This is a genomic window from Arthrobacter cavernae (assembly GCF_017368795.1).
Classification (GTDB): Bacteria; Actinomycetota; Actinomycetes; order Actinomycetales; family Micrococcaceae; genus Arthrobacter; species Arthrobacter cavernae.
Map to the genome: position 1 here is coordinate 192,328 of NZ_JAFNLL010000002.1, position 26,045 is coordinate 218,372.

Annotated in this window: 23 protein-coding genes and 1 tRNA gene; 5 read left to right on the forward strand and 19 right to left on the reverse strand. The window is 65.6% G+C overall.

Annotation, left to right across the window (positions count from 1 at the left end; all coding sequences use genetic code 11):
- Window positions 1-4: 4 nt before the first annotated feature.
- On the forward strand, window positions 5-1,243 hold the full coding sequence (locus J1902_RS00850; protein ID WP_207614294.1) for an acetyl-CoA C-acetyltransferase: 1,239 nt from the start codon (window positions 5-7) through the stop codon (window positions 1,241-1,243).
- Between the two features lie 74 nt (window positions 1,244-1,317).
- Here the strand turns inward: J1902_RS00850 and J1902_RS00855 are convergent, their stop codons facing one another.
- The gene (locus J1902_RS00855) at window positions 1,318-2,238 is read right to left on the reverse strand and encodes a Bax inhibitor-1/YccA family protein (protein ID WP_207614295.1); all 921 of its coding nucleotides are present in this window, start codon (window positions 2,236-2,238) and stop codon (window positions 1,318-1,320) included.
- A gap of 482 nt (window positions 2,239-2,720) precedes the next feature.
- On the opposite strand from J1902_RS00855, the gene J1902_RS00860 reads away from it, so the two are divergent.
- The 4 genes from J1902_RS00860 to J1902_RS00875 are packed head-to-tail and all read left to right on the forward strand — an operon-like array spanning window position 2,721 to window position 6,765.
- Window positions 2,721-3,998, forward strand: a complete 1,278-nt coding sequence (locus J1902_RS00860; RefSeq protein ID WP_307794337.1) for a branched-chain amino acid ABC transporter permease — start codon at window positions 2,721-2,723, stop codon at window positions 3,996-3,998.
- Between the two features lie 12 nt (window positions 3,999-4,010).
- Complete coding sequence (locus J1902_RS00865) at window positions 4,011-4,979, forward strand: branched-chain amino acid ABC transporter permease (RefSeq protein WP_207614297.1); 969 nt, start codon at window positions 4,011-4,013, stop codon at window positions 4,977-4,979.
- Complete coding sequence (locus J1902_RS00870) at window positions 4,976-5,983, forward strand: ABC transporter ATP-binding protein (protein ID WP_207614298.1); 1,008 nt, start codon at window positions 4,976-4,978, stop codon at window positions 5,981-5,983. Before J1902_RS00865 ends, J1902_RS00870 begins: the two co-directional genes overlap by 4 nt.
- Window positions 5,980-6,765 (forward strand): ABC transporter ATP-binding protein, encoded by a 786-nt coding sequence (locus J1902_RS00875; protein ID WP_207614299.1) that lies wholly within the window; start codon window positions 5,980-5,982, stop codon window positions 6,763-6,765. Before J1902_RS00870 ends, J1902_RS00875 begins: the two co-directional genes overlap by 4 nt.
- A 159-nt stretch (window positions 6,766-6,924) precedes the next feature.
- Here the strand turns inward: J1902_RS00875 and J1902_RS00880 are convergent, their stop codons facing one another.
- The 18 genes from J1902_RS00880 to J1902_RS00965 all read right to left on the reverse strand — a co-directional run bounded on the left by J1902_RS00880 (window position 6,925) and on the right by J1902_RS00965 (window position 25,907).
- Window positions 6,925-8,268, reverse strand: coding sequence for an ABC transporter substrate-binding protein (locus J1902_RS00880; protein WP_207614300.1), 1,344 nt, complete (start codon window positions 8,266-8,268; stop codon window positions 6,925-6,927).
- A 216-nt stretch (window positions 8,269-8,484) separates the two neighbouring features.
- Window positions 8,485-8,558: transfer RNA gene (locus tag J1902_RS00885), tRNA-Leu, on the reverse strand.
- 38 nt (window positions 8,559-8,596) lie between these two features.
- A complete protein-coding gene (locus J1902_RS00890) occupies window positions 8,597-9,517 on the reverse strand; it encodes an N-acetyltransferase (RefSeq protein ID WP_207614301.1) in 921 nt (306 codons plus the stop codon).
- 65 nt (window positions 9,518-9,582) lie between these two features.
- On the reverse strand, window positions 9,583-11,040 hold the full coding sequence (locus J1902_RS00895; protein ID WP_207614302.1) for an NAD(P)/FAD-dependent oxidoreductase: 1,458 nt from the start codon (window positions 11,038-11,040) through the stop codon (window positions 9,583-9,585).
- 38 nt (window positions 11,041-11,078) lie between these two features.
- Window positions 11,079-12,470 carry a S8 family serine peptidase gene (locus J1902_RS00900; RefSeq protein WP_207614303.1) on the reverse strand — a complete coding sequence of 464 codons (1,392 nt, stop codon included), beginning with the start codon at window positions 12,468-12,470 and terminating at the stop codon, window positions 11,079-11,081.
- 70 nt (window positions 12,471-12,540) lie between these two features.
- Window positions 12,541-13,488, reverse strand: a complete 948-nt coding sequence (locus J1902_RS00905; RefSeq protein ID WP_207614304.1) for a Ppx/GppA phosphatase family protein — start codon at window positions 13,486-13,488, stop codon at window positions 12,541-12,543.
- The gene (locus J1902_RS00910) at window positions 13,485-14,234 is read right to left on the reverse strand and encodes a DUF501 domain-containing protein (protein ID WP_207614305.1); all 750 of its coding nucleotides are present in this window, start codon (window positions 14,232-14,234) and stop codon (window positions 13,485-13,487) included. The genes J1902_RS00905 and J1902_RS00910 overlap by 4 nt, the downstream gene beginning before the upstream one ends.
- A gap of 56 nt (window positions 14,235-14,290) precedes the next feature.
- On the reverse strand, window positions 14,291-14,953 hold the full coding sequence (locus tag J1902_RS00915) for an FtsB family cell division protein (protein ID WP_207614306.1): 663 nt from the start codon (window positions 14,951-14,953) through the stop codon (window positions 14,291-14,293).
- Between the two features lie 150 nt (window positions 14,954-15,103).
- Window positions 15,104-16,384 (reverse strand): phosphopyruvate hydratase, encoded by a 1,281-nt coding sequence (gene eno, locus J1902_RS00920; protein ID WP_207614307.1) that lies wholly within the window; start codon window positions 16,382-16,384, stop codon window positions 15,104-15,106.
- Window positions 16,385-16,505: 121 nt separating this feature from the next.
- Complete coding sequence (locus tag J1902_RS00925; RefSeq protein WP_207614308.1) at window positions 16,506-17,219, reverse strand: MazG nucleotide pyrophosphohydrolase domain-containing protein; 714 nt, start codon at window positions 17,217-17,219, stop codon at window positions 16,506-16,508.
- Complete coding sequence (locus J1902_RS00930) at window positions 17,203-18,345, reverse strand: adenosine deaminase (protein WP_207614309.1); 1,143 nt, start codon at window positions 18,343-18,345, stop codon at window positions 17,203-17,205. Before J1902_RS00930 ends, J1902_RS00925 begins: the two co-directional genes overlap by 17 nt.
- A gap of 29 nt (window positions 18,346-18,374) precedes the next feature.
- The gene (locus J1902_RS00935) at window positions 18,375-19,058 is read right to left on the reverse strand and encodes a DedA family protein (RefSeq protein ID WP_207614310.1); all 684 of its coding nucleotides are present in this window, start codon (window positions 19,056-19,058) and stop codon (window positions 18,375-18,377) included.
- Window positions 19,059-19,251: 193 nt separating this feature from the next.
- Window positions 19,252-19,902: a DedA family protein gene (locus J1902_RS00940; RefSeq protein WP_207614311.1), complete on the reverse strand. Its 651-nt coding sequence runs from the start codon at window positions 19,900-19,902 to the stop codon at window positions 19,252-19,254.
- 142 nt (window positions 19,903-20,044) lie between these two features.
- On the reverse strand, window positions 20,045-21,358 hold the full coding sequence (locus J1902_RS00945; protein WP_207614312.1) for a thymidine phosphorylase: 1,314 nt from the start codon (window positions 21,356-21,358) through the stop codon (window positions 20,045-20,047).
- Entirely contained in the window at window positions 21,333-21,704 is a 372-nt protein-coding gene (locus tag J1902_RS00950; protein WP_242701476.1) for a cytidine deaminase, read from the reverse strand. The genes J1902_RS00945 and J1902_RS00950 overlap by 26 nt, the downstream gene beginning before the upstream one ends.
- A gap of 57 nt (window positions 21,705-21,761) precedes the next feature.
- Window positions 21,762-23,060, reverse strand: coding sequence for an ABC transporter permease (locus tag J1902_RS00955; RefSeq protein ID WP_207614314.1), 1,299 nt, complete (start codon window positions 23,058-23,060; stop codon window positions 21,762-21,764).
- On the reverse strand, window positions 23,057-24,397 hold the full coding sequence (locus J1902_RS00960; RefSeq protein ID WP_207614315.1) for an ABC transporter permease: 1,341 nt from the start codon (window positions 24,395-24,397) through the stop codon (window positions 23,057-23,059). The genes J1902_RS00955 and J1902_RS00960 overlap by 4 nt, the downstream gene beginning before the upstream one ends.
- Entirely contained in the window at window positions 24,387-25,907 is a 1,521-nt protein-coding gene (locus J1902_RS00965) for an ABC transporter ATP-binding protein (protein WP_207614316.1), read from the reverse strand. Before J1902_RS00965 ends, J1902_RS00960 begins: the two co-directional genes overlap by 11 nt.
- Window positions 25,908-26,045 lie beyond the last annotated feature (138 nt).

A 26,045-nucleotide genomic window follows, 5' to 3' on the forward strand; every position in this document is an offset into this window, starting at 1 on the left:
GGCCATGACTGAGGCTGTCATCGTTTCCACGGCACGGAGCCCCATCGGGCGCGCCTTCAAGGGGTCCCTCAAGGACGAGCGTCCGGACGACCTCGCCACGGCCATGGTCACCGCGGCTCTGGCCAAACTGCCCGGCTTCGATCCGGCGGCCACCAACGGGCGCGGGCTCGACGACATCCTGCTCGGCTGCGCCGAGCCCAGCGGCGAGGCCGGCTCCAACATGGCCCGCGTGGTGGCAGTATTGGCGGGCCTGGACAACGTTCCGGCGGCCACGATCAACCGCTTCTGCGCCTCGAGCCTGCAGACACTCCGGATGGCGTTCCATGCCATCAAGGCCGGCGAAGCCCACGCCATCGTCTCGGCGGGCGTGGAGAGCGTGTCCCGCTACCAGAACTGGGCCGGCGCAGGCGAGACGGACGCCGGCAGCCGCAACCCCCTGTTCCGGGCCGCGGGCCAGCGCACCGCGGCCCGGGCGGCGTCGAACACGCCGTGGACGGACCCGCGCCTGGGCGGCCGCCTGCCTGACGTCTACATCGCCATGGGCCAGACGGCCGAGAATGTGGCCACGAGCCACGGCATCAGCCGGGCGGAGCAGGACACCTGGGGCGTGCTGAGCCAGAACCGGGCCGAGGCGGCGATTGCCTCCGGCTACTTCACCCGTGAAATCACCCCGTACACGCGCCGGGACGGCACCGTGCTGGACCGCGACGACTCGCCCCGGCCGGGAGTGACCCTCGAGTCCGTGGCGGCCCTGGAACCGGTCTTCCGCCGCGAGGGCACCGTCACCGCCGGGAATGCCTGCCCGCTCAACGACGGCGCCGCGGCAGTGGTGGTCATGAGCGATGTGCGCGCCCGGGAACTCGGGTTCACGCCGCTTGCCCGGATCGTCTCCACTGGCATCAGCGCCCTTTCCCCCGAGCTCATGGGCATGGGACCCGTGGAATCCACGCGGCGGGCGCTCGCCCAGGCGGGCCTGGCCATGGCGGACATCGACCTGGTGGAACTCAATGAGGCCTTTGCCGTCCAGGTGGTGGCCAGCGCCCGGGAACTGGGGATCGGCGAGGAGAAGCTCAATGTCCACGGTGGCGCCATCGCGCTGGGGCACCCCTTTGGCATGACGGGAGCACGCTTGGCCACCACGCTGATCAACGGGCTGCGCGAACGGGACGCCACGCTGGGCCTGGCCACGCTCTGCGTGGGCGGCGGGCAGGGCATGGCCGTGGTGCTCGAGCGGCTGAACTAAACGAGTTTATGTACACGTAGTGCCCCAAAAGACGAGTCTTGAGGGGCACTACGTGTACATAAACTCCAGAGGAGTTAGTCGTCGCCGCGCAGGATCGACAGCAGACGGATGATCTCCACGTAGAGCCACACGAGCGTCACGGTAAGGCCGAAGGCTGCGGTCCAGGAGTAACGCTCCGGGGCGCCGGCGCGGACGCCTTCCTCGATGCTGGTGAAGTCCATGATGAGGGAGAACGCGGCCAGGCCGATGGCCAGCAGGCCGATGAGGACACCGAGCGGGATGCCGAAGATCTCAACGCTCGTCCGCAGTCCGAACGGCTCCTGGACCGCACCGGTCCACATCATCACCATGTTAATAAGGGCGAAGACGGCGTAGCCGATGGTGGCGATCATGAAGAAGCGCATCGCCTTGGGGGTGGCGCGCACCTTCCCGCTCTTGAAGAGCAGGAGCGTGACGCCGAAGACGGCCAGCGTGCCGATGACGGCCTGGAGGCCGACGCCCGGGTACAGGCCATCCAGGACGCGGGTCAGGCCACCCAGGAAGAGGCCCTCGAGTCCGGCGTAGGCCAGGATCAGGGCTGGCGAAGGCTGTTTCTTGAACGTGTTGACGAGGGCCAGCACGAAGCCGCCCAGGGCGCCCACCACCATGAGCACGGTGGACAGCGCCGGGGCAACGAAGAGGGTGACGGCAGCGCCAAGCACCAAGACCACCAGGCAGGCGACGGTCTTCATGATGACGTCGTCGAAGGTCATCCGGCCGGTATCGGCCGGACCTGCGGCAGGCTGGCTGTACATCTGCTGCAGCTGCTCGGGGGTCATGTTCGGCTGGGGAGCCGCCTGGCCGAACTGGCCGTACGGGTTCTGGCCATACGCATTCTGCCCGTACGGGTTTTGGCCGTAGGGGTTCTGCGCATACGGGTTATGCGGAACAGGCGGTGCCTGCGTTGCTCCACGGAAAGACTTTCCGTTGAAGATCGGGTTTCCGCCAGATGCCATTGCGGGTGTCCTCCTGAATAAGGGCGTAGTAATAGTCCACGATACCAAGTACTACGCCCCGCCGCCCGGGAAAGTTCCCTTGACTGCCGAGCCGCAACGCAACCGTGACGTGCCCGCTTCCACCGGCGCCGCCGTCGGGCACTTCTCGAAGACTCCCACACTCTTTAGGAGCACCGGGAAACAACAAAGGTTTACTTAAGCCCGACTACATGAATAGTTGCCTGCAGCTTCACGGTTGTTACCTGATCGCGACGTTCCCAGCCCCCTGGACGGCATTTTTTGCCGCCTCCGGGCGGTAACATAGGCGTCACATGGGTGACGGACATCACAGTCGAGGCAATGAAGAGACGTGCCGATCCCATGACCGTTCGCACCGGCCGCAAAGGCGCAGCCGGGACCACCCCCACTGTGGAGGTTTTTCCATTTTGAGAAGTACACCGCGAGACCCGTCCATCAGACGGTCCAAAGGACTGCAGAGAGTCGTGGGGGCGTTTTTCGCGGCCCTCATCGCCACCCTGCTGGTCGCCGCTCCCTCGGCACAGGCAACCACCCCATCGCCTTCGCCATCCCCGCAAAATTTCCAAAACAACATCAGCGGATTCCTCCGCGACGACGCCCGCGCCCCGATTCCCGGGGTCCGCATCACCGCCAAGGGAGAGGGCTTCGAGGGCACCGCGACATCGGGCGCGAGCGGCTCTTGGACCATCGGGGTCCCCAAAAAGGGAACGTACGAGGTCCAGCTTGATGAATCGACGCTTCCCGAGGGCATAAAGCTCGCCGAAGGCCAGGAAAACCCGCGAAACGTGGTTTTCGGCGAAACCTCCACGCAGACCACGATTTTTGCCTTCGGCAAAGGCATCGTCGTCCAGCAGGGCGACTTCGTCCAGGACCTGACCAACCGCCTGGTGGCAGGACTGAGCTTCGGCCTCCTGCTGGCCCTAGCCGCTGTTGGGCTTTCCCTGATCTTCGGTACCACCGGCCTGACCAACTTTGCGCACGGCGAAATGGTGACTCTCGGCGCCGTGCTGGTCTTTGGATTCAACGCAGTCGGTCTTCCGTTCTGGCTGGCAATCATTCTCGCCCTCGTCGGCGGTGGCCTGTTCGGCTACGCACAGGACACCGGACTCTGGAAGCCGCTGCGACGGCGGGGCACCGGCCTGGTGCCGATGATGATCGTCAGCATCGGCCTCGCGCTGGCTGTCCGCTACATCATCCAGTTCAACTTCGGCGGCGCCACGCAGCAGCTGCCCGGCGCCCAAAGTGCCGAGATCCAGCTTGGCCCTATCTCGATCTCCCCGAACAACCTCTGGTCTCTGATCATCAGCGCCGCCGTGATCACACTCATCGGTATCGTGCTGCTCAAGACCCGGCTTGGAAAGGCAACGCGGGCAGTGGCGGACAACCCCGCACTGGCAGCCGCCTCCGGCATCGACGTCGACGGCGTCATCCGCATCGTCTGGATCGTAGGTGGTGTGCTGGCTTCATTGGGTGGCATCCTGTGGGCCTACTACCGGCCAGGCGTCACCTTCGACATGGGCTCGCAGATTCTGCTGCTCATCTTCGCCGGTGTCACGCTGGGCGGTCTGGGGACAGTCTTTGGTGCCCTCATCGGTTCCGTGGTGGTCGGACTGTTTACCGAGCTGACAACCGTCTTCGGAGCCCCGGCGGACCTGAAATACGTGATCCCCCTGGGCGTCATGATTGTTGTGCTTTTGTTCCGGCCGCAGGGCATCCTGGGCCGTCGCGAGCGCGTGGGATAAGGAGGACCAACAATGGATTATTCAAGCATTCTTTCCAGCGCCATCGGTGAACTGATCAGCCCGACGACTGCGGCCTACGCCCTCGCCGCGCTGGGCCTCGCCGTGCACTTCGGATATTCGGGCTTGCTGAACTTCGGCCAGGCAGGCTTCATGGCAGTGGGAGCCTACGGTTTCGCGATTTCGACCCTGACGTTCGGAGTGCCGTTCTTTGTCGGGTTGCTGATCGCCGTGGTGGCGTCGGCTGTCTTCGCCCTGGTTCTGGGCATCCCGACGCTGCGCCTTCGGGCCGACTATCTGGCCATCGTGACCATCGCGGCCGCCGAAATCGTGCGTTATCTGGTGACCACAAGCGGCTGGACCGCCGTTACTGGGTCCGCCAATGGACTGGCCGATTTCGAGGACGGCTTCTATTCGATGAACCCCTTCCCCGAAGGCTCATACCTGGGCATGAACAACCGGGACTTCTTCATCCGCGTTGTCGGCTGGGGCCTGGTTGTGGTCTGCTGCGTGCTGATCTGGCTCCTGATGCGCAGCCCTTGGGGCCGGGTACTCAAGGGGATCCGCGAGGACGAGAACGCCGTGCGCTCGCTCGGCAAAAATGTCTACGCGTACAAGATGCAGGCCCTGATTATCGGCGGCTCACTTGGCGCCCTCGCTGGAATGGTCTTCACCCTTCCCCGAGGCGCCGTTCAGCCATCCAACTACGGCACCGAGCTGACGTTCTTCCTCTGGACCTGCCTCCTGCTGGGCGGCATGGCCACGGTTCTCGGCCCAGTCATCGGAGCCATGATGTTCTGGGTTGTACTCTCCCTGACGCAAGGCGTCCTCACAGGCCTGATCGAATCGGGAGCGGTCACGTGGCTTTCCACCATCCAGGCCGGGCAACTGCGCTACATCCTGGTGGGCATCGCGCTCATGCTGCTGATGATATTCAGGCCGCAGGGTGTCTTCGGCAACAAGAAGGAGCTCGCATTCGCATGAGCATGCACGCCAAAGATTCAACAGAACGAGGCATCGACTACATGACGGACACCCGTCCCATTGCCGCCGGAGGGAACACGCCGGGATGCAAGAAGCGGGACCCGATCGTGGTGGCCGAGAACGTCTCCCGCAGCTTCGGCGGCATCAACGCTGTGGACGTCGAGTACCTTGAGATCCCGCGGCACAAGATCACGGCCCTCATCGGCCCCAACGGTGCAGGCAAGACCACCCTGTTCAACCTACTCACCGGATTCGATACCCCGAATTCAGGTAAATGGCAGTTTGAAGGCAACAGCCTTGCCGGCGTCTCGTCATACAAGGTGGCGCGCATGGGGATGGTGCGAACGTTCCAGCTGACCAAGGTCATGGGCAAGCTCACCGTCATGGAGAACATGCGCCTGGGCGGCTCGAGCCAGCCCGGCGAACGGCTTTCAAAGGCCCTGTTCAAGGGCCTTTGGGGCGGCCGCGAGAAGGAGATCACCGCCCAGGCCAATGTCCTGCTGGAGAAATTCAAGCTGGACGCCAAGAAGGACGACTACGCCGCTTCACTCTCCGGCGGTCAGCGCAAGCTCCTGGAGATGGCCCGGTCCCTGATGGTCCAGCCAAAGCTCGTGATGCTGGATGAGCCCATGGCAGGCGTGAACCCGGCCTTGACCCAGTCCCTGCTGGACCACATCAAGAACCTCAAGGCCGAAGGCATGACCGTGCTGTTCGTAGAGCATGACATGAACATGGTCCGGCATATTGCCGACTGGGTGGTGGTCATGGCCGAAGGAAAGATCGTGGCCGAGGGTCCCCCCGGGGAGGTCATGAAGAACCCGGCTGTCATCGATGCCTACCTCGGCGCTCATCACGACGTTGATCTTGGCGACGCCGAAGGCATCAAGGAACTCGAAGCCGAACTGGAAGCTGACGAGGAATCGGTGGTGGGCACCGAAGACGCAGGCATCCTCTCCGTGGACGTCATTGCCGCCGAAGTTGCCCAAGAAAAGGAGCAGAAATGAGCGCAACCAGCGCAATGCCGGCGCCCAGCACGGCTCCCTCCGACGACGCCGTCGTCAGGGTTACCAACCTGGTGGCCGGCTACCTCCCGGGCGTGAACATCCTCAACGGTTGCAGCATCGAGGCCCGCAAGGGCGAGCTGATCGGCATCATCGGCCCCAACGGCGCCGGAAAGTCCACGCTGCTTAAGGCCATGTTCGGCCTGGTCAAGGTCCATTCGGGATCAGTTGTGGTCCGGGGCAAGGACATCACCGGACTGAAAGCCAACAAGCTGGTGACCCAGGGTGTGGGCTTCGTGCCGCAGAACAACAACGTGTTCGCCACCCTGACCATCGAGGAGAACATGCAGATGGGAATGTTCCAGAAGCCAAAGGAATTCCGGGAACGATTCGACTACGTCACAGGGCTGTTCCCGGAACTTGGCAAACGCCGGGCCCAGCGGGCAGGTTCGCTGTCCGGTGGCGAGCGCCAGATGGTGGCCATGGGCCGGGCACTGATGATGGATCCGGCAGTGCTACTGCTCGATGAGCCGTCGGCTGGCCTCTCCCCCGTCAAGCAGGACGAAACCTTCTTGCGGGTACATGAGATCAACCGGGCCGGCGTTTCCGTCATCATGGTGGAGCAGAACGCCCGCCGCTGCCTGCAGATCTGCGACCGCGGTTACGTCCTTGACCAGGGCAAGGACGCGTACACGGGAACAGGCCGGGAACTCATGAAAGACCCCAAGGTCATCCACCTCTACCTGGGTACGCTGGCGGACACTGTGGAGGGTGAAGGACAGTAGTAGGGAGGCCCGGCGCCCGAGAAGGGCGCCGGGCCTTCTGCTGCCCTTCTGGATCCAGCTAAGCCAGAGAAAGCTGCGCTCTTCAAAGAGCCCCCGCACGCCGAAGGCCCCCGGAGAATCCTCCGGGGGCCTTCAGCCAAGCCTGGTACAGCGTACGGCTTACAGCTTGCCGAACTCTTCCCTGACCAAGGTGATCTTGTTGTCCTCACCGTATTCGTAGACACCAACGGTCGCTTCGGAGGGATCACCGCTGTCTGCAAAGGTGACCGGACCGGACTGGCCGTCGTAGTCTATGTCCTTGCCTTCGCGGAGCAGCGTCACACAGGCTGCGAAGCTGTAGCACTTCTCGCCGTCCTTGGATACGGCCTGGAGCTGCTTGGCGATATCCGTACCCTTGGTGCTCTTGGCAGCCTCGGCGGCCAGCGCAATCAGGTTGGCGGCATCCCAGCTTTCCCCACCATAGATGAAGTCCTTCAGCGCCGGGTCGACTTCCAGCAACGATTTCTTGAAGGTATCTCCGGCGCTGGTGCCCGGGATGGTGCCGTGGGCGCCCCTCATGGTGCCTGCCTGGAAATCCTTGCTGTAGTCAACGGTGTTGCCGTCAACAAGGAACAACTGCTCCGGCTTGATCCCCTTGCCCAGCAGCAGCGGAATGATGCTCTTGCCTTCGGCAAACGAGATGACTGCCACCGCGTCCGGCTTCGCCGCCACAATGGCGTCGACTTGGGTGTTGAACTGGGAATCACCCGTGTTGTAGCGCTGTTCGGCAACGATCTTGCCGCCGGACTTCTCAAAGGTATCCTTCAGCTTGTTGCCAAGGCCCGTGCCGTAGGGGTCGTTGAGCACGATCATGCCCATGGTTTGCGCGCCGCACGAGGCAGCGTAGTTCCCAAGGACGGACCCCTGCAGGACGTCGGACGGGGCCGTGCGCCAGTAGAGTCCCTTGTCATCCCACGCGGTGAAGTCAACAGAGGTGTTGGCCGGGGAGAATTGGACAACGCCGGCCCCCGTAATCTGGTTGATGACGGTCTTTGAGACACCGGAGGACGCAGCGCCAATGATCGCGCCGACGCCCTGGCCAAGCAAGCTCGTCACGGACTGCGTGGCGATATCCGTCGAGGTATCGCCGGAGTCACGGTGGGTCACTTCAATTGGTTTGCCCAGGACGCCACCGGCGGCGTTGATCTCCTTGACAGCCAGGTTTACGCCGGCGATCTCGGGCGGGCCCAGGTACGACAGAGTCCCTGTCGTGGGCAACAGCGTGCCGATCTTGAGCGGCGTGTCGGTCGTCGTCGTCGACGCCGGAACTGTTCCTGGAGCCGGGATCTTCGGCGCATCGGCGCCTTTGGCTGGTGCAGGGCAGTTGATGCCTGCGGGTTTGGCCGGAGTGGTGGTCGCTGAAGGGGTGGGGGTACCACCACAGGCAGTGGCCAAAAGTGCGACGCCGATGCCAAGCGCTGTAAGCCTGGCGGCTCGGGGGGCCGCCTGGGAAAGATCAAACATTCATTGTCTCCTCGATCGAAAGGTGCGAACTGTGCCTTTGATGCGATTTACCAGGTATTCCTGATCAAGACTCAAAACTAATGCAATCGAGGCCGGAACATAAGTGATTCAGGTCACATCCCTATAACGCTCGTTGCCTGTGAGGAATCATGGCCGGATTCGGCGGTAGCCTCGGAGGTTTGCGGGGAATCCGCTGGGATGGCTGAACGGCAGTTGTGCCCCAGCCGGGACTCGAACCCGGACTGAGCGGATTTTAAGTCCGCTGCCTCTGCCGATTGGGCTACTGGGGCGCCCGCACCATGCTATCCCAGCCAGAGGGGTATCCCTGCTAGAGGCCCTGGAACGGTTCGGCATATCGGAAGATCCCGCGGGCGCCGTCGGGCCAGGCCGGGAGTGCCAGGAGCTGGAAGTGATCGCCCCAGGCAGCCTCCGGGGCCTCGATCCCGAGCGAACTGGCCGGCACATAGCCGAACCGCGGGTAGTACTCCGTGCTGCCCAGCAGGGCGATGCCCTTCTCCCCTGCTGCCTCGGCGCGCGCGGCGGTCTCGCGCATGAGTGCCGAACCGATGCCGCGCCGCTGCAGCGTGGGCAGCACGCTGATCGGCCCCAGCCCCAGCAGCTCAAGGCCTCCGACCATGGCGCGGGTGCTGATGACGTGGCCCACGATGTCGCCGCCGATCTCGGCCACGATGCTGAACTCCGGCAGGTAGCCCTCGCATTCGAAGAGCCCGCGCAGCAGGCCCACTTCCACGGGAGTGCCGGCCACGGGCAGCCCGGTCTCCGGCGAGATCGAAAAGGCCTGTGCCGTCAGCTCCAGGATGGCCTCGCGGTCCTCCGGACGCTCTGTCCGCAGCAGGACACCACGGCCCAGCAGAGCCAGCACGTCCATCGCGCGCCCGGACTGCCCGGCCGGAACCAGGAGATGGTCATGGTGGAAGCCGGCCAGGACGTTGCAGCTGATGCCGGCAGCGGTAAGCGCCGTGCTCACCGCGGCGGTCAGCCCCACCGCCTCCAGCGCGGAATGGATCTGGAGCGTGATCCAGGTGGCCACGAAGTCGTACCTCAGGCCAAGCCGGTCCGCTTCCTCGCGGCGCAGCACCACGGTCAGCCCCTCGGCCTCCCGGACGGCTGCCTCCACCGCTCCTTCCAGGGGCTTGCCGTGCGGCCAGAGCGCGTAAACGTAGTCGCCGTCGCGGACTACGGGGTGCAGGGATTCAAGCAGGGTCTTGAGATCGCTTTCGCCAGCCATGAACACAGCTTAAACGACGACGGCGGCCACGCCCCGGAAAGGGAGCGGCCGCCGTCGGGCGTGGACTACTTGGCGTCAGCCGGGACCGGGGTCTTGGCCTCGCCGGGAGCCTCTGCGGGCTTCTCGGCGGCCGGTGCGGCAGCAGCCGGCTTGGGGGCCGGGGTGGCTGCGGCCACGAAGGCGCCGCGCGGGTTGTCCAGATCGATCAGCTGCGTGGTGTCGCGGCCCATGAAGAAGGCCAGGATCCAGCCGAAGATCACGCGGATCTTGCGCTCCACCGTCGGCATGGCCATGCCGTGGTAGCCACGGTGTGCCAGCCAGGCGAGGCCGCCCTTGAGGCCGATGCGGCCGACGATGTTGATGTTGGCAACACCCTTCCACTCGCCGAAGCCGGCAACAGCACCCAGGTTCTTGTGCTTGTAGTCGACCAGCGGCTTGTCCCAGCGGGAGGCCCACAGGTTCTTCGCGAGGCGCTTGGCCTGACGAAGTGCGTGCTGGGCGTTCGGGACGCACGTGCCGTCCGGCAGGCCGCTGCCCGTGAGGTCCGGCACGGCTGCGATGTCGCCGGCGGCCCAGGCGTTGTCGATGATGCCTTCATCACCGGCAATGCGGAGGTCCGGAAGAACGCGGACGCGGCCGCGCGGTTCCAGCGGGAAGTCAGAGGAGCGGATCATCGGGTTGGCCTGCACACCGGCGGTCCAGACGAGCGTATCCGCTTCGAATTCCTGGGCCGGGGTCTTGTCCGGGAGGTTGATGAGCTTCAGGGTGCCCTCGGCGCTGTCCAGCGAGGTGTTCAGCAGTACCTCGATGCCACGGCTCCGGAGGTGCTCCACAACCCATTCGGCCTGCGGCGCCGTAACCTCGGGCATGATGCGGCCCATGGCTTCGACCAGGACGAAGCGCACTTCTTCCTGACGGATGCGGGGGTTGTTCTTGACCGCGGCGCGGGCCAGGTCTTCCATCTCGGTGATGCACTCGATGCCGGCGAAACCGCCACCCACAACCACGAAGGTCAGGGCCTTGGCGCGGGCAGCGGGGTCCGTGATGGTGGAGGCAGCTTCAAGCCGCTCCAGCACCTTGTTGCGAAGGGCCACGGCCTCTTCGATGGTCTTCAGGCCGATGCCCTTGTCCGCCAGCCCCTTGATGGGGAACGTGCGGGTGATGGCGCCGGCAGCAATCACGACGTCGAAGTACGGAATGTCAAACGGCTCGCCACCATCGGCCGGGGCAACAACCGCGGTGCGGTTGGCGTGGTCGATGCTGGTGACGCGGCCCTGGAGGAGCTCGGTCTGCTTGAGGTGCTGGCGGTGCGAGACGACGGCGTGGCGTGCCTCGATGTTGCCGCCGGCCACTTCGGGGAGGAAGGGCTGGTACGTCATGTAGGGCAGGGGATCAACGAGGGTGACGATGCCACCTGCATTCGCGATCTTCTTCTGCAGCTTGAGTGCTACGTACAGGCCGACGTAACCGCCGCCGACAACGAGAACACGGGGACGGTCAATGAGCTCAGGGGTGGTTGCCATGGATCCAGAATACAACACCTTGTGAAAAACTTCACTAACTACGTCGGAGTGGGCGGTTCCACCCTGCTGAAGGTCCCGGTATCGGGATCTTCCGGCACTGCGGGCGGGTTCTTGTACGTGCGCCTCAGCTGCACGGCCGCCCCGATCACGATGGCCAGGAACAGCCCGCCGAAGCCGAGCACCACGACCGCCGGAAGCGCGTCGTCAACCCGCGCCGGAGCCTTGGCAACAGGCACTGTGGGGTCGGGCAGCGTGGGCTCCGCACTGCTGGGACTCTCGCTGGGTTCCGGCGTGGGCGTCGAGAAATCACCCCGGCGGTGGATGCGGATCCAGTCCGCAATGGAACCCAGCGGGTTGGCCTCGGCTTCGGGGACATCTGCCTTCAGCGCCGCCTCGGCGTCGAGCACGCCGAAACCGTAAATCGGGTCCTTGCCCGCGGTTCCGGCGTCCTTGGCCGTGCTGACGATCCTGTTGATGACCTGCTTGGCGCTCATCTCCGGCCACTTGGAGCGGATCAGCGCTGCCACACCGGAGACGATGGGCGCGGCACCGGAGGTACCGGCCCACTCCGCGTAGCCCCCGTCCGGCAGGCCGCCCACGAGGTTCTCGGCCGGGGCCGCCACGCCGATGCTGATGCCCTGCGAGGACGAATCGATGCTGGCGTTGCCCGAGCGGTCCAGTCCCGCCACTGTCAGCACGCCGGGAATCGTGGCCGGGGCCCCCACCTGGATGCTGCCGCCGATCCTGTTCCCAGCTGCGGCCACAATCACCACGTCCTTCTGCTCGGCATACAGGAAGGCTGCGTCCCAGCTCTGCGGCCATTGGGTGGAGGTGCTGCCGAGCGAAATGTTGATGACCTTGGCGCCGTTGTCCACGGCCCACCGCACGGCATCCGGGATCTGGTCCTCGTCCGATTTGCCGCCGGGGTTCGGGGAGCCCAGCCAGGTGGAGACGGTGAGCAGTTCGGCCTCGGGCGCGACGCCGATGATGCCGTCAGGTCCGTCCGCGGCGGCACCCGCGGACGGGGACGGGGACGCGGACGGGGACGGGGACGCGGTGGCCGTCTTGTGGCCGCGGCCCGCAAGCATGGTGGCCACCAGCGTTCCGTGTTCGGCCTTGGCGCCGATGCCCTTCTGGCCGTCGGGCGTGCCAGCCGCGGAAACGTCGGTGCCGCCCACCACCGCGCCCTTCAGGTCCGGGTGGTCGCCATCCACGCCACTGTCGATGATCGCCACTTTGACTCCGGTGCCCTTGGAGACCTGCCAGGCGTTGGAGATACCGGATTCCTTGAGCCAGTACTCCTTGTCCCGCCAGGAATCAGCAAAGGCCGCAGGCGCGGTGAAGAGCGCCGCGGCCAGGCTGCCGCCTGCGAGCAGGGCGGCGAGGGCCGCGGAAACGGTCCGGCGGCTCCGTTGGTGTCGCGGGGTCATTCGTGGTCCCATCAGCTGGATGTCGGGCGTTTGGCGGTCTCCGCGCGGCAGCTACGCCTGGCGGATGCGCCTATCGGATGCTCAGCGCGATGCCGTCGAGGATGTCGTGTTCACTCGACACAGCGCCGGTGATGGCGCCGTGTCCGGCGGCTGACACGCGCTCCAGGATGCGGCGCCAGACGAGGGCGCCCGCCCCGATCACGTCCACCCGGCCCGGGTGCATGTACGGCAGCGCGGCCCGTTCGCCACGGCTCATTTCCAGCAGGCTCGTGGCGGCGTCGCTGATCGTCCCGAGGTCCAGCAGTGCACCGTGGATGCGCCCGGGCTGGTACTCCTCCAGCCCCAGCGCATGGGCCGTGATGGTGGTGATGGATCCGGCAACACCGACGACGGCGGTTGCCCGGTCAAGCGGTACCGTCAGGGCCGCGAGGTCGATGGCGGCGTCGACGTCGGCCTCCGCCGCGGCGATCTGTTCCGGCGTCGGCGGATCATTGCGCAGGTGCCGTTCCGTGAGCCGGACGCAGCCGATGTCCACGGACTTGGCGGCGATGACGCCGTTGGCGTCGCCCAGCACGAACTCGGTGCTTCCACCGCCCAGGTCAACCACCAGGATTGCGTCCCCCTCGCGGGCCGGCAGCACGCTGCTGGCGCCGGCGAAGGACAGGGCAGCTTCCTCGTCCCCCGAGATGACCTCGGGTTCCACGCCCAGCAGCTCGCGGATGCCGTCCACGAAGACGCTGCGGTTGCGGGCATCCCGGGTGGCGGAGGTGGCCGCGAAGCGGATGCGCTCGGCGCCGTGTTCCCTGATCAGCCCGGCGTATTCCCGGGCGGCTTCGAAGGTGCGCTCCAGCGCCTCCGGCGCCAGTTCGCCCGTGGCGTCCACACCCTGGCCGAGGCGGACCACGCGCATTTCACGGACCACGTCCGACAACGGCGCCGCCGCCCCGTTGGCCGCAATGTCGGCAATCAGCAGGCGGATGGAGTTGGTGCCGCAGTCAATCGCGGCCACGCGGCTCACGCCTCGCTCCCGGCGGTGTCTGCGTCGGCAGAGCCGGCGGCGTCTGCGTAGGCAGAGCCGGCGGCGTCGTCGGCGGCGTCGTCCGTCTTGGACTTCCGCACCGGTGCCGGGCGGCCCACAATGTCCGGCAGGCCCTGCGGCCCGTGGCGGCTGAGGTCCCTGGACGGAGCCTCCCCCGCGGTGTCCCAGGCGCCGTCGCAGTAGCAGCGGTCCTTGGTCCACCACTCGCTGATGGCCTCGATGGCCTCGTCACCGAGCGGGTTCACGCCGGGACCGGCGGCCAGCGAGTGGCCCACCAGGACGTGCAGGCACTTGACGCGGGTGGGCATGCCGCCGGCAGAGATGCCGTCGATTTCCGGCACGGCGCCGGTGCCGGAACGCCCGGCGATCTCATTGCGGGCCTGGAGGTAGGCCTCGTGCGCACCGTGGTAGGCGGCGGCCAGCGGCTCGTCGGCCGTGAGCCGCTCGTTCATCTCATTCATGAGCCCGCCGGCCTCCAGCCGCGAAACGGCCGAGGTGATGACCGGGTGGGTCAGATAGAACGTGGTGGGGAACGGTGTCCCGTTGCTGAGCCGCGGTGCGGTGGCGGCGACCAGCGGGTTGCCGCACACGCAGCGTGCGGGGATTTCGACGACGTCGCGCACCGGCCTGCCGAGTTGGCGGCTGAGCACCTCGAGGTCGTGTGCTGATGGCTGGCGGGATTCCTGCGGCACGGCTGCCATGTTCTCTTCCACGTGCGCTGCCATCCTTCCTTCCCTGGTGGCCGTGTCCCGTCCGGACACGACGGCGGCGGGCACCGCGTCTAGTCTGTTGCCGATCTTCTGATGGACTCCCACAACGCGTCCACCCAAGGCAGATTTGCCGGGTTTCCGGAAGCTCCTGAGCCGGTGCGGCCACCCGGCGTCCCGGCCGGAACATCTCCGCCGAACACCCAGTAGCCCGTTTCACCCGGCATAACCATGTTAATGCGGTCGCGGGCCTGCTGTTTCACGTAGTTCGGATCCTGCCAGCGCGAGAGCTGCTTGTTGAGCTCGGCCTGTTCGCTCTTCTTGCTCTCGATCTCCGCCTCGAGCGCCGAGATCTCGGCACGTTTCTCCAGGAAGATCTTCATCGTGGGAGCCAGCATGATGGTGATCGCAATCATGACGACGGCGAGGGCCAGCATGCGTCCGGAGAACGCTTTGGCGGGGACGGGGTCGTGCTGCGGGGTCTCCGCGGAGCCGCCCACGCCGGGCGTGCCGGCCGCCGCTGACGGCGCCTTGGCACGGGCGGTCTTCCCAGCGGAAGTCTTGGCGGCGGAGGACTTGGGTGGGGGGTCCTTGGGGCCAGGGGCGGCAGGCGGCGCAGCGGGGCCCTGGCGGGTGCCGCCGAAGTCGGCGCGGATGACCGCGCCGCCGTCGGCGTTTTCCTTCGGCTGCCGGCCCAGGGCATCGGCCCGGGGAACCTTTGGACGGCGGGTGGCCATGACACTCCTGTAATGCCCGGTGCTTGCCCGGCGGGTTGCTGCGCGTGCTGCGAACTGCGTGGTGGCCCACGGATTGGGGGGCGGACCTTAAACAGAACCGGTGGCCATGGTCATTCCACCATAGCCACCGGTCAGCTGTTATCGCGGGTATTAGCCCTTGAAACGCGGGAACGCGCTGCGGCCGGCGTAGCGTGCGGCGTCGTCGAGTTCCTCTTCGATGCGCAGCAGCTGGTTGTACTTGGCGACGCGCTCGGAGCGGGCCGGGGCACCGGTCTTGATCTGGCCCGCGTTGGTGGCAACGGCGATGTCAGCAATGGTGGTGTCCTCGGTTTCGCCGGAGCGGTGCGAGGTGATGGTGGTGAACCCGGCGCGCTGGGCCAGGGAAACGGCGTCCAGGGTTTCGGTCAGGGAACCGATCTGGTTCACCTTCACCAGCAGCGAGTTGGCAGTCTTGGTGTCGATGCCGCGCTGCAGGATGGCCGGGTTGGTAACGAACAGGTCGTCGCCCACCAACTGGACCTTGTCGCCGATGGTGTCGGTGAGGGTCTTCCAGCCTTCCCAGTCGTTCTCGTCCAGCGGGTCCTCGATGGAAACCAGCGGGTAGTCGGCAACGAGTTCGGCGTAGTAGGCGCTCATCTCGGTGGCGGAGAGGGCCTTGCCCTCGAACTGGTACGCGCCGTCCTTGTAGAACTCGGAGGAGGCGACGTCCAGGGCCAGGGCGATGTCCTTGCCCGGGGTGTAGCCGGCGTTGGTGATGGCTTCCTGGATCAGGTCCAGCGCAGCGCGGTTGGACGGCAGGTTCGGCGCGAAGCCGCCCTCGTCGCCCAGGCCGGTGGACAGGCCCTTGGCCTGCAGGACGGACTTGAGGTTGTGGTAGACCTCAACACCCCAGCGCAGGCCCTCGGAGAAGGTCTCGGCACCGATCGGGGCGATCATGAATTCCTGGATGTCCACGTCGGAGTCTGCGTGCGAGCCACCGTTGAGGATGTTCATCAGCGGGACCGGCAGGACGTGGGCGTTCGGGCCGCCCAGGTACTTGTAGAGCGGCAGGTCTGCGGAAGCAGCGGCGGCGTTGGCAACGGCCAGGGATACGCCCAGGATGGCGTTGGCGCCGAGCTTGGCCTTGTTCGGTGTGCCGTCGAGATCGATCATGGCCTGGTCGATGCTGCGCTGGTCCGTGGCGTCAAAGCCGATCAGGGCCGGGGAGATTTCGTCGATGATGGCGTCAACGGCCTTCTGGACACCCTTGCCAAGGTAACGGCCCTTGTCGCCGTCACGGAGCTCAACGGCTTCGTGCTCGCCGGTGGAGGCACCGGAAGGAACTGCAGCGCGGCCGATCTGGCCATCGGAGAGCAGAACCTCAACTTCTACAGTCGGGTTGCCGCGGGAGTCAAGGATCTCGCGGGCGTGGATGGCATCGATAATGGCCATGGATGTGCTCCTTATGGTGAAGCGATTTACTGGGAATCTAGAGGGAAAATCAAGACGTCCTCGTCGCTACTAGCGTAGTCGAGAGTGGCGCCGGTTACGGAACGGTGTCCGGCTCCTCATGTCATGAAGCGCCGTCAACGCTCCCCTGGTAGCGCCGAACGGCCCCGCGGAGGGCGCGTTCGGCGTCGAGCCCCTGCTCCCTGGCACCGGCAACGACGGCGAGCAGCAGCTCACCGAGGGCGTCCTCGGTGGCCGGGATGTCGGGGATCCCGACGGGGGCCGCCCCCGCGTGGGGGCTGGCCGGCAGGCCCGCGCGGGCGGCCCGGTCCAGGGACTTCTGCGCGCGGGCCAAGGCCGGAAGGTGCGGCGGGATGCCGGAGAAGGGATCGGCGCGTTCCGGTTTTTCTGCCCGTTTGACGGCGTCCCACCTCTGCTCGATTTCCTCCACCGTGGCGGGGAAGGTCTCCTGCAGGGAGCCGTCGGCCTTGAACACGTGCGGATTGCGCCGCACCATCTTGGCGTACAGGCCGTGGGCGACGTCGTCGAAGGCGAAGCGGCCGTGTTCCTCGGCGAGCCGGGCGTGCAGCACCACTTGGAGCAGCACATCGCCCAGCTCGCCTCGGAGTTCGTCGGGAGTGCCGGAGCCGGCGGTGCCGGAACTCTCAGCGCCGGCCTCGATCGTCTCCACCACTTCGTAGGCTTCCTCGACCAGGTACTCCACCAGCGATTCGTGGGTGAGCGCGCCGGTCCACGGGCAGTGTTCCCGGAGGGCGGCGATGGCGCCCACGAGGCCGACGACGGCCATGCCGTTGCTGTCCTTAGGCGAGGTTGGCATAGACGTCGTTGATGTACTCGACCAGCGCTTCCTTCTCGTCCAGGGGCAGGAACGCTGCCTCGGCGGCGTTGAGCGTGAGCTCCAGGAGGTCATCGAGGTCGTAGTCGAAGGTTTCGACCAGGAGTTCGAATTCGTCCGTCAGGGTCACACCGCTCATGAGGCGGTTGTCCGTGTTGATGGTGACGTTGAACCCGAGCTGGAAGAGCATGTCCAGCGGGTGGCTTTCGATGTCCTCGCCGAAGGGGGCGATTGCGCCCGTCTGCAGGTTCGACGAGGGGCAGATTTCCAGGGCGATGCCGCGGTCGCGGACCCACGAGGCCACGTTGCCGAGGGTCACCAGGCCCACGGTCTCCTCGCCGTCGTCCTCGGAGTTGTTCTCGACCTCAACCAGGATGTCCTCGGCGATGCGCACGCCGTGGCCCAGGCGCAGGGCGCGGCCGTCCACGAGGGCGGACTGGATGCTCTCCAGGCCTGCGGCCTCGCCGGCGTGGACCGTGGCGGGGAAGTTGTTCTCAGCGAGGTAGGTGAAGGCGTCCTTAAAGCGCGAGGGCAGGAAGCCGTCCTCGGCGCCGGCGATGTCGAAGCCCACGGCCCCGGAGTTGCGGTGGCGGACGGCCAGTTCGGCGATTTCCTGGCCGCGGTCGGCGTGGCGCATCGCGGTGATGAGCTGGCCCACCTGGATCTGGCGGCCGCTGTCCTCGACGGCGTCGACGCCGGCGTCCAGGCCTTCCTGCACGGCCTCGACGGCCTCGTCCAGGGTCAGGCCCTTCTGGAGGTGCTGCTCGGGTGCCCAGCGGACTTCGCCGTACACCACGCCGTCGTCGGCAAGGTCCTCGACGAATTCCTTGGCGACGCGGGCCAGGCCTTCCTTGGTCTGCATCACGGCAATGGTGTGGTCGAAGGTCTCGAGGTAGCGGACCAGGGAACCGGAGTCCGCGGACTCGCGGAACCACTCGCCCAGCGCCACGGGATCCGTGGAGGGCAGCGTGTGGCCGACGGCCTGGGCCAGCTCGATGATGGTGGCCGGGCGCAGTCCTCCGTCCAGGTGGTCATGGAGGGAAACCTTCGGCAGGCTCTTCAGATCGAAGTCGAGGGCAGGGGCAGCGTCAACAATGGGCTCAGTCACGTACCAACTCTAAGGGGGACGGCAGAAGCTTAGCCAGCAGGTTTTGAACGGTCGACGCCGGCAATCGCCTTTTCGGCGGCCTCCACTTTGAGTTCCTCCGCAGTGGCGGCAACCTCCCTGGCCAGGTCCTTCCTCTCCAGGTACTTGTGCCACCAGCGCAGGGCGTGGTCCACGATGATGCCGAGCACCACGGCGAACGCCACGGCAATGCCGACGCCCAGGAGCGGGTTGTGGTGCACCCATTGCCCTGCCAGGAGGCCGATGCCGATCGAGTAGCCAACCCAGGTGACGCAGGCGAAGGCATCCAGCCAGAAGAAGGTCCGGTGCCGGAATCCGGTCTGCCCGGCCACGTAGTTCACGGCCACACGGCCCCACGGGATGTAACGGGCCGTAAAGATGAGCACGGCACCGCGCTTGTCCAGCTCGTACTGCGCCCAGGCAAACATCTTTTGGACCTTGGGCCGGCGCATCCACTTCCACCGGGTCAGGCCGATCTTGCGCCCCAGCAGGTACGCCATGTTGTCGCCCGCCATGGCGCCAATCAGGGCCGTGGTTCCCAGGATCCACAGATTGGGCTGACCGCTGTGAAGGGACAGTGCCGAGAGCCCGACAATGGCTGTTTCGCTGGGAAGAATGGTGGCAAATCCGTCAATGAAGAAGAAGACCAAGAGTACCGGGTAAATCCAGGGCTGCCCGGCTGCATGCTCAAGCATTTGGTTCAAAAACTCCACGCGAGGGTAGCTCCTAGACGAATATGAGTTGACACTGTGACGGAAGTCGCTCCCAGTGTCCCATGGCCGGGGCGTCGTTCGCTACGCCACACCCACGGGAACACAGCTTCAAGGCTATCGGTCAATGAGGGGCTCAGGCGTCCACCGCGGGACTGATCTTCCGGCGTCGTTCCCGTCATACCGTGGGTGGAGGCGGCGCACCTGCTTCGGGGATTCTCTTCCCATCCAAGGGCAGTGGTCCGCGGACCTTGCTGATGATGCGGTCGATGATGATGCCAAGGACCACCGCGATGATGATCGCAATGACGGCTCCCAGCAGGTGGTTGTGCTCGAACCATTGCCCGAAGAAGACTCCGATCGCCACCGAATAGCCGGCCCACAGCACGGCCGACACCGATGTGAGCGACACGAACTGGCCGTGGGAGAAGTGCGTCGCCCCGGCGGTGAGGTTCACGGCCACACGGCCGATTGGAATGAAGCGGGCCACCATGATCAGGGACGCTGAACGGCGTCGCAGCTCCCGGCCGGCCCAGCGGAACGCACCCTGCATGCGCTGCGTGCGCATCCACCGCCAGCGCCGCACGCCGACCCTGCGTCCGATCAGGTAGGCAATGTTGTCGCCGCTGAAAGCGCCGATGGCGGCCACAAGCACCAATAGCCAGGCATTGGGCACGTCGGCGGTGGCCGAAACGGCGGCCAAGCCCACCACCACGGATTCGCTGGGGATCGGCGGGAAGAACCCGTCGATCACGCAACAGGCAAGTACCAGCAGAAGCACCCAGGGCTGTCCTGCGGCTGCCAGGATGAAGTCGTTGATGGCCTGCACGGTTTCCTCACGGTAGCCGGCTCCCCCACTGGCAGCCGGATGCTTGCTCTCCCGGGCTGCCCGAAGGGGACAACCCGGGAACCCAGCCTAGCTTGCGAGGGGCCCCGGCCGAGCGCAGCGAAGTTTGGGAGCAAGTTGGGCGCTAGGCGATCCGGTCGATGATCAGCTGCTGCGCGGGGCGTGACCCCTCCGGTGCAATGACCACGGCACCCTCGAGTGCTTCCTTGGCCCGTTCGAATTTCTCCGGCGTGTCCGTCAGGAGCGTCATGAGGGGCTCGCCGGCGCGCACGGTGGCACCCGGCTTGGCGTGCATGTGCACGCCGGCCCCGGCCTGCACAATGTCCTCTTTCCGGGCCCGGCCGGCGCCGAGGCGCCAGGCGGCCACACCGACGGACAGGGCGTCGAGCCCTACGAGCACGCCGTCGGCGGGCGCGTAGAGGGTCTCGGATTCCCTGGCCACGGGGAGTTTGGCCCGCGGGTCGCCGCCCTGTGCCTCGATCATGCGGTTCCAGACGTCCATCGCGCGGCCGTCCTTGAGCGCGGCGGCGGGATCGGCGCCGTGCACTCCGGCGCCGGCCAGCATCTCTTCCGCAAGCCGGAGGGTCAGTTCGACGACGTCTTCCGGACCGCCGCCTGCCAGCACTTCCACGGATTCCTCGACCTCGATGGCGTTGCCGGCGGTAAGCCCCAGCGGCGTCGCCATGTTGGTCAGGAGCGCCACCGTGTGCACGCCCGCGTCCTTGCCCAGTGCCACCATGGTCTCGGCCAGCTCGCGGGCCTTGGCCTCGTCCTTCATGAAGGCGCCGGAACCGACCTTGACATCAAGCACCAGCGATCCCGTGCCCTCGGCAATCTTCTTGCTCATGATCGAGGACGCAATGAGCGGGATGGCCTCCACCGTGCCCGTGACGTCGCGGAGCGCGTAAAGCTTCTTGTCCGCCGGGGCCAGTCCTGCACCGGCGGCACAGATGACGGCACCCACGTCCTGCAACTGGGCCATCATTTCCTCGCTGCTCAGGGCCGCACGCCAGCCCGGAATGGCCTCCAGCTTGTCCAGCGTGCCACCGGTGTGGCCGAGTCCGCGGCCCGAAAGCTGCGGCACGGCCACGCCGAAGACGGCCACCAGCGGGGCCAGCGGCAGGGTGATCTTGTCCCCCACACCGCCGGTGGAGTGCTTGTCCGTGGTGGCCTTCATGCCGCCGTCGGGCCTTCTCAAAGCGGAGAAGTCCATCCGCTCGCCCGAGGCGATCATCGCCGCGGTCCAGCGGGAGATCTCGGCGCGGTCCATGCCGTTGAGCAGGATGGCCATGTTCAGGGCTGCCATCTGCTCCTCGGCGATCACGCCGCGGGTGTAGGCATCCACCGTCCAATCGATCTGTTCCGGGCTCAAGGTGCCCTTGTCCCGCTTGATGCTGATGATTTGAACAGCATCAAACGGTTCGTTTGCTTGTGTCATCGAGGTTCCTCCAGATTTCCGGACCAAAGGCATCGGGCAGCACCTGATCCATGCTCTTGATGCCCTGCGTCGTCATGAGCTGCATTCCTGGCGCCCGGAACTCATACAGCAATTGCCGGCAGCGCCCGCACGGCATGAGCACCTTACCTGTGGAATCCACACAATAGAAGGCGGCCAGGCGGCCGCCGCCGCTCATGTGGAGCTGCCCCACCAGTGCGCACTCGGCGCACAGGGTGAGGCCGTAGCTGGCATTCTCGACGTTGCAGCCGCTGATGATCCGGCCGTCCTCGGTGAGGGCTGCCGCCCCCACCGGGAACTTCGAATACGGCGCGTAGGCCCGTTCCATGGCGGCGAGGGCGGCCGTTTCCAGGGCTTTCCAGTCCACGTACCTTTCGGCCAAGGCTCAGCCCTTCACGTACGGTATGCCGCTGGCCGCCGGTGGCCTCGACCTGCCCACCAGACCGGCGACGGCGAAAATCGTCACCAGGTACGGCAGCATCGCCATGAACTGGCTCGGCACCGGAGTGCCGATGATGCCCAGGATGGACTGCAGGTTGTAGGCGAAGCCGAAGAGCAGCGAGGCCAGGAAAGCACCGATCGGGTTCCAGCGGCCGAAGATCAGGGCAGCCAAGGCAATGAAGCCTCGACCACCGGAGATCTCCTTGGTGAAGGAGTCGATGGTCACCAACGTGAAGACTGCGCCGCCAATGCCGGCGATGGCACCGCCGAGCGTCACGTTCCAGAAGCGGGTGGCGTTGACGTTGATGCCCAAGGTGTCCGCCGCTTGCGGGTGCTCCCCCACGGCCCGAACACGCAGTCCCCAGCGTGTCTTGAACAAGCCGAACCACACCACGGCGACAGCCACATACATGAGGTAGCCCGCAATGGACTGCTCGAACAGGATTGGTCCGATGATCGGGATGTCAGAGAGGAACGGAATCGGCAGGATGTCCAGCCGGCCGGGAGTGTTGAACTGCGCCTTGTTGGGAACCATGACAGTGCCGAACAGGAAGCCCGTCAGGCCGGAGACCAGGACGTTCAGGACTACGCCCACGATGATCTGGTTGACGAGGTACTTGATGCTGAAGACGGCCAGCACCATGGACACCGCGGCGCCGGCGGCGGCAGCGGCGATCAGGCCGACATAAGGGCTGCCGGTCACGGTGGCCACCAGGGCGGCCGTGAACGCGCCGCCGAGCAACTGGCCTTCGATTGCGATGTTGACGACTCCCACCCGCTCACACAGCACCCCTGAGAGCGAGCCGAACACCAGGGGCACAGCCAAGGTTACCGAGCCGGCAACAAGGCCCGCCAGGGAAATGGAGGGTTGGCGGGCACCCGCCACGATCCACACCAGGAGGGCAAACACGAAGACCACAGCGAACACGATGGGCAACCACTTGGGTGATCGCTCGCCGCGGGTCCAGAGGTAGATCGCATAGGCCGCCATGGCGAACAGCAGGATGGCCAGCACCATGCCGCCCACCTGCCCTGGAATCATGAGGGCCGGCACCTCAACTGCGTCACCGGGATCACTGATTTTCATTTCGGCTGTCTTCCCCGGCCCAAGGAGTCCGAAGAAGACCAGGGCCACCAACGACAGGACGCTGAGCGAGATGGGGACCTTCAACGAAGGACGGAGCGCGGCTGTGGGAGCCGGAGCGCCGGCCCCGGCTTTGGGGGCAGTGGACGTTGCGCTCACTTTGCACCTCCGGTGGCGTTGGCAACGGCAGCCTGTGGAGCCACCTTGGGTGTCTTGCTCTTCTTCTTGGGCTCAAGCCGGAAGATGGACCTGATCAGCGGGGGTGCCGCGATGAACAGGACAATCAGGGACTGGACCACGAGCACGATGTCGATGGGCGTGCCCGTTTGGATCTGCATCTGGACTGCGCCCGCGCGGAAAGCACCGAACAGGAGGCCTGCGAAGAACGTCCCCCACGGCGTACTCCTGCCCAGCAGCGCAACCGTGATGGCGTCGAAGCCTATCTGGGCGGCAACACCGCCGGTAAGGACCTTTTCTGTACCGGCTACCTGGGCCACGCCACCGAAGGCCGCGAGGGCTCCGGCGAATGCCATGACCAGGATGGTGGCACGGGGTACCTTGACGCCGGCAGTTCGGGCGGCAACCAGGTTGGCGCCCACGGCGCGGAACTCGAATCCGATGGTTGAGCGGTTAAGCATCCACCAGACGCCGTACGTCAGCAGCACGGCCACCAGGAAGCCCAAGTGAAGCCGCGAGCCCGGAATAAGCACCGGATACGTGGCTGTCTCGTCCAGGCGCGGCGAAATGGGGCTGTTGTCTCCCGGGCGCCGGAACGCGGCTGTATTCAGGAGGAAGTCCAACAGGAACAGTGCGACGTAGTTCAGCATGATGGTCACGATGACCTCGTGCGCACCGGTCCTGGCCTTGAGGATGCCGACGATCGCGCCCCACGCGGCACCGCCCAGGACGCCCATGACGATGACGAGCAGCAGGTGCAGGCCGAACGGCAAATGCCACGTGAACCCAACGTAGGCAGCCAACGTGGCGCTGATGATGATCTGGCCTTGGGCACCGATGTTGAACAGGCCCGCACGGAAAGCCAGGGCCACGCCAAGGCCCGCGCAAATCAGCGGGGTTGCCACCGTCAGGGTTTCCAGCAACGGCTGGAAACCCTGGCGCGGGTTGAAGACCGAGCCTTGGAACAACGCGACGTAGCTCTCCGTCATGGCTTCCCATGTAGCCAGCAGGAAGTCCGTGGGACGGGCGAACAAGTAACTTGACGTCTCTGCGACGTCACCGTCTGTACTGGCGATGAGCAGGCCGCCCAGAAAGAGCGCCACGATGACCGCCAGGACGGACACGAAGCCGTTGCCCATGACGATCCTGCGCAGCAGGCTGCCCTGCCGGTGGCCCGTGTCCCCGCTCTGGCTTGAGACCGGGACAAGGGACGGTTCCAGCATCCCGCCTGCGGTATCGAGTACGACGTCCGCCGCTTGTACCTCCGACGTGGATTCGTCGGGATTCTTGTCCTTACTGGACTTGTCCTTACTGGCCATCGGAGCCTCTTTCCGGGCCGACGCCGGCCATCATCAAACCAAGGGTGTCCCTTGGCGTTCCCGCGGGAACGATGCCCACGAGCTTCCCCTTGTAAAGCACGGCGATCCTGTCCGCGAGCTCAATAACCTCATCGAGTTCGGTGGAGACGATCATGACCGGCGTTCCGACGTCGCGCTCCGCGACGATGCGCTTGTGCAGGAACTCGATGGAACCTACGTCCACGCCGCGCGTCGGTTGGCTCGCGATGAAGAGCCGCAAGGGCCGGGACAGTTCCCGCGCCATGACCACCTTTTGCTGGTTGCCGCCGGACAGTGTTCCGGCCGCTGAACCCGCCGAAGGGGTCCGGATGTCGAACTCCTCGATTTTGGCTTTGGCGTTCTCCGCCACCTTGGCGGGCTTCATGCTGATGCCGCTGGCGAACGGGGCCTGGTCGTAGAGGTCCAGCACCAGGTTTTCCGCCACCGAGAAGGGACCCACGAGCCCGTCCACGGTGCGGTCCTCGGGAACGAAGCCGACGCCCGAGCGCAGCACGTCCTTGACTGGCAGCCCCAGGAGCTGCTTGCCGTCCAGCATCACGGAGCCAGTGACATGCGGCTGAATACCCAGGATGGCTTCTGTCAGTTCCGTCTGTCCGTTGCCTTGGACACCCGCGACGGCGAGGATCTCGCCCTGGGCGATGTCGAAGCTGATGCCGTCCACCACGTTGGTGCCGTTGGGTGCGCGGACCGTCAGGTTTTCCACCACGAACGTGGTTTCCTTCGGCTGGGAAGCGGCCTTGTTCAGGCTCAGGCTGACGGGCCTGCCCACCATCATGGAGGCCAGCTCGGTGGCCGAGGCCGTGGGTGGAGCATCCCCCACCACCTTGCCGCGGCGGATCACAGTGATGACGTCCGAAACGGCCTTCACTTCGCGCAGTTTGTGCGAGATGAACACGATGGACGTGCCCCCCGCCCTGAGTTGGCGCATGATGTCCAGGAGCTCGTCCGTTTCCTGCGGCGTGAGCACCGCCGTGGGTTCGTCGAGGATGAGCACCTTGGCTTCGCGGACGAGCGCCTTGATGATTTCGACGCGCTGCTGCACGCCTACTGGCAGGTCCTCGACGAGTGCATCCGGGTCCACGTCGAAGCCATACTTCGCGGAGATGTCCCGGATCTTCTTCCTGGTCTCGTCGATACTAAGGACGCCGCCGAAGGATGTCGGTTCGGCCCCCAAGGCCACGTTTTCAGCAACCGTAAAGACGGGAACCAGCATGAAGTGCTGGTGCACCATGCCGATGCCGGCAGCCATGGCATCACCGGGTCCGCGGAAGTTGACGGGCCGGTCGTCAACCAGGATTTGACCGGCTGTGGGCTCATAGAGTCCGTACAGCACGTTCATGAGGGTTGATTTACCGGCTCCGTTTTCGCCGAGGAGGCAGTGGATCTGGGCGGATTCGACCACGAGGTCGATGTCTTGGTTGGCGTAGAAGGTCCCGAAGGCTTTCGAGATCCCCTTCAATTCGAGTTTCACAACTCCCACCGTTCTTTAGTCCGAGGGACGGCTGTACTGCTCAAGCACCAATCTGCTTGGGCAAAGCCTATCTTGCGAGGGCCCCGAAGCGAGCGCAGCGAGCTTTGGGAGCAAGATAGGCGCTAGTCAGGGCAAAAA